At 37.2% G+C, this 3,693-nt stretch carries 2 protein-coding genes; both read right to left on the reverse strand.

All coding sequences use genetic code 11. From position 1 onward, the window contains the following. On the reverse strand, nt 1-943 hold a 943-nt coding region (locus ACNPNW_RS13135; RefSeq protein ID WP_448767036.1), incomplete at its 3' end, for an ATP-binding protein. Nucleotides 944-1,493: 550 nt separating this feature from the next. After that, nucleotides 1,494-3,149, reverse strand: coding sequence for an HNH endonuclease signature motif containing protein (locus ACNPNW_RS13140; RefSeq protein WP_005021598.1), 1,656 nt, complete (start codon nt 3,147-3,149; stop codon nt 1,494-1,496). Nucleotides 3,150-3,693 lie beyond the last annotated feature (544 nt).

Here is a 3,693-nt window from a genome sequence, read left to right on the forward strand (position 1 = left end):
CATTTTCTAAGATATGACCTTGATCAGCATTAGCATCAGGCAACATAATCCGGCGCAATCCGACATCAACTAAATAGTATTTTTCAGAGGATTGTAATAACTCACGCCCGCGTACTTTAAATTGTGCGGCGCTATAAAATAGCAAACTGTCCTGTAAGCCCTGAATATAGCGTTTTACTGTTTCAAATGAGATTTTAACCCCACTTGAAACAAAGGTATTTTTAATTTTATTGATGGAAATGGGTGAGCCTGTCACGCTTGCCAAATATCTTGCGACACGCTCGAGAGAGTTAATATCGGCCGTATTCAAACGGGGAATAACATCTTTAAACATTACACTGGCATAGACCGCTTGCAAGTAATCATAGGTTTCCTGCTGGCTGGTCATGGCAAGCGTATAGGGGAAACTACTGTGCGTGTACATGGCATACAAATCACGATTGGATAATTGTTGGATGATCGGATTATTTTCAATATGCCACTGTTTAAACTCTTGGAATGAAAGGGGTAAAACATGTTGCTCGATATAGCGTCCTGTGAGTAAAGTCGCAAGTTCTCCACTCAGAAAGAATGCGTTTGAACCTGTAATATATAAATCGATATAATCTCGAACATATAAAGAGTCGACTACTTTTTCAAAATTAGTAACATGTTGTATTTCATCTAAAAAAACATAGTTTTTTTTGCTTTTATCAACTTTAGACAGTACATAATCATGTAGTTTACGGTAATCTGTGAGTTCTTCAAATTCCATAAATTCGAAATTGATAGCAATGATGTTTTCGGCTTGTACACCCTGTGCTTTTAGGTCTTGTTGAAACATCGCTAACAAGGTGGATTTTCCAGAGCGACGTACACCCGAAAGCACTTTAATGACATCACGGTCTTGCCATGTATTCAGAAATTTTAAGTAGCCATCACGTCGAATATTAGCGCTTCTCATTGTTTACACTTGAAATCTAAATTTTTAATTAATTCTATCAAAGTTTAGAACCTAGATGTAAAAATATTCAATTTTAAAAAAAGTTTAAAGTTTAAGTGAAACATTCAAAGCTACTGTTGAAGCATGCAAACAGTAGATCTGATAAAAATCCAAATTCTGTCTTTTTAATTATTTTCCATGTCATGTTATGTCATTGATGCTGCGACTTAACTGCTATATAAATTAAGTGAAAAGTAAAAGGAATTAATATGTTAACTAGAGTGGAACTCATTTTTGTTGTGCTGATGGTCTCAGCCTTAATCCTAATTGCTTATGAAATGCTAAAAGGTTTATTTTAGAGCATCTATACAATTTTTGATCAAAAAAAAGCCCACAGAGGGAATCTATGGGCGAAACTAAGGACCTTGACGGTCATTCAGAAACTACAGCTAGTTTCTGGTTGTGATTCTGGACTGAATTAAAAATAACCACATTGGCTGAATGTATCAAAAGTTAAATCATGTGATTAATCATTGATACATCTGCAAAAATGAGCTCATCGCTCTGTTGATTAATACAGTAATTCACCAAACAAATCCGCTCTAATCTCTTCCAGACTCAGATCTGATTTCATTCTATTACAGATGGGATGAACCAACAGACCATTCTCTAGAACGCCTTGCCCACCTACGGCTTTGGCAATCCTATGATCCGATTCAGTAGAATCAAGATAGATCAATCCATCACAAATGAGGCAAAAGTTATGATTACCCACCACAAAATTGTGCTTAAGCAGACTCTTGGTTAATGCCGAAAAGGCCTTTGGCTTTGATCGAGAAATTGGACTAATCGACTCCACATATCCCACCACATTCTTGACTACTGCATCATCATAACCACCCAAAAATCTTTCGACATAAAACTCGTTAAAGTTTATGTACTTGAAGGCCTTAGACATGGACAGAATAAAGGTATTCAGGCATTCCTCATCATCAAAATCAACTTCCATTTCCAAGCTTAAGCAAATAAAGGCTTTATAGACAATTTGTAGCCGATCATAGCCCTTGATACCACTGCCGAACTTGCCGACCGTTTCGGTGGTCGCCACGGGGAAATTGGCGATCAAGAACTCAATACTACGGCGTATCCGGGTGAAGTCCTTGAAACTAATCTTTCGATGATGAATCTGCATGCGGCTTTCATGAATTTCATACACAATTGAAAACCATGCAAGAAAAGAAGTAATCTGAAAACGCTGATCCTTATAAAAATATAAGTATGGATGTAAGCCCAAACTCGGAACCCCAGCATTTTTTACAGGCGTCGCTATCCTGCAAAGAATGGTCAACAGATGCGACATTAGGTTTTCAACGCGCTCCCCCTGATTCAGACTCATAATATTATGAATCTGATCACCCGCAATGATATTCATCAGCTCATTGACCAAGCCAATTTTTTTGCCATGACTCATTTCATTGTCTAATAAAATGGTCGAAAAAAGTAGCTGGTGGATCCTCTCCCCTAACTCAATCAACTCATTTAAACGTGTATATTGGAGCTCTTCTAGGTTAGATTTATTGTCATTGATATAACAACAGGCATAGATCGCATAATACGCGTCACTACCGCGATTTCTGAGGTGATATTCCTCATATTTATCTAAACGTTTAGTATCTGAGTTAATCGATTGAAATACCCGTCGCGCATCTTCCGGGGTCCCCAGTACCTGCCGGAAACTGATTTTAATATCGCCTAATTTCGATTTTTTTTCTGCAAATTCGGCATCAGTACAAATTTTTTGAAAATCAGCAAGATCTCCTAAATAATTGCGGAGGTAACGAATATCTTGTTTTTGTTGATCATTGAAATTAGGTGCTTGAGGGACTTGCTCATCCGCAAAATATCTATTGATCCACGCATAGATACAGGAAAGACGATGTGCTCCATCAATAATGTAAATATTGCTGTGTATATCTTTCCAATACAAAATGCATAAATTGATGTTTTGATCTTCTGTGCAATCCTCAATAAAGTTTGCAATTTCTTGCACGCTCCAACATTCCGTAGAACGCTGGTTATCCGCCTTAAATAAACATTTGATGATTGGATGCTTTTCAAAATCAGTCAGTGCCACTTCAAAATTGTCACGCTGCATTGAAGGTGACATTTCTTCTGGCAACATGACTTTACGCTGAATAATATTGGTCAATAGTCGTGTAGAACCCATTTCTTATTTTCTCCAGGCAACACTTTCCTACTTTCGCTCAAGTACGAAATTTGAAAATGTATATAGTTCGATTTGGTTAAAGCTGTGAATTAAATGACCGTCAATATCCAGTCAGCGCTAACAAAAGAGACCTAAGAGAAATGGGGGGATTAGATAATAAAATCTTCATGTTTAGTACCTGTAGTTTAGAGTTCACTATCTACAACCATCTTTTCCACGAGATGGAGGTAGACCAAACAGGGGTGGAAATACCGCACTACAGAAGACGGCCAGTCATAGACTGCCCTGCCTGGCCTACCATAATGGCAAACTAAGCATAATAAGCACAAAAAACCGCTAAAGCGGTTTTAATGCTTCTGTAGTAATTTTCAGGTTTCCACGCCCGATTACAGATTTTGCTGTAACGTAATTATCATATGGGTATCTTTTTCTTTGGTCAAACCGAATTAGAATTTTTTTATTCATTTTTTAGTGATATTTTAAAATTGAATGCTGGCTTAATTTTTTCAAAATTTTAGCCGAAAAATCCCTGTATTTTACCTAC

Source organism: Acinetobacter endophylla, from assembly GCF_053543775.1.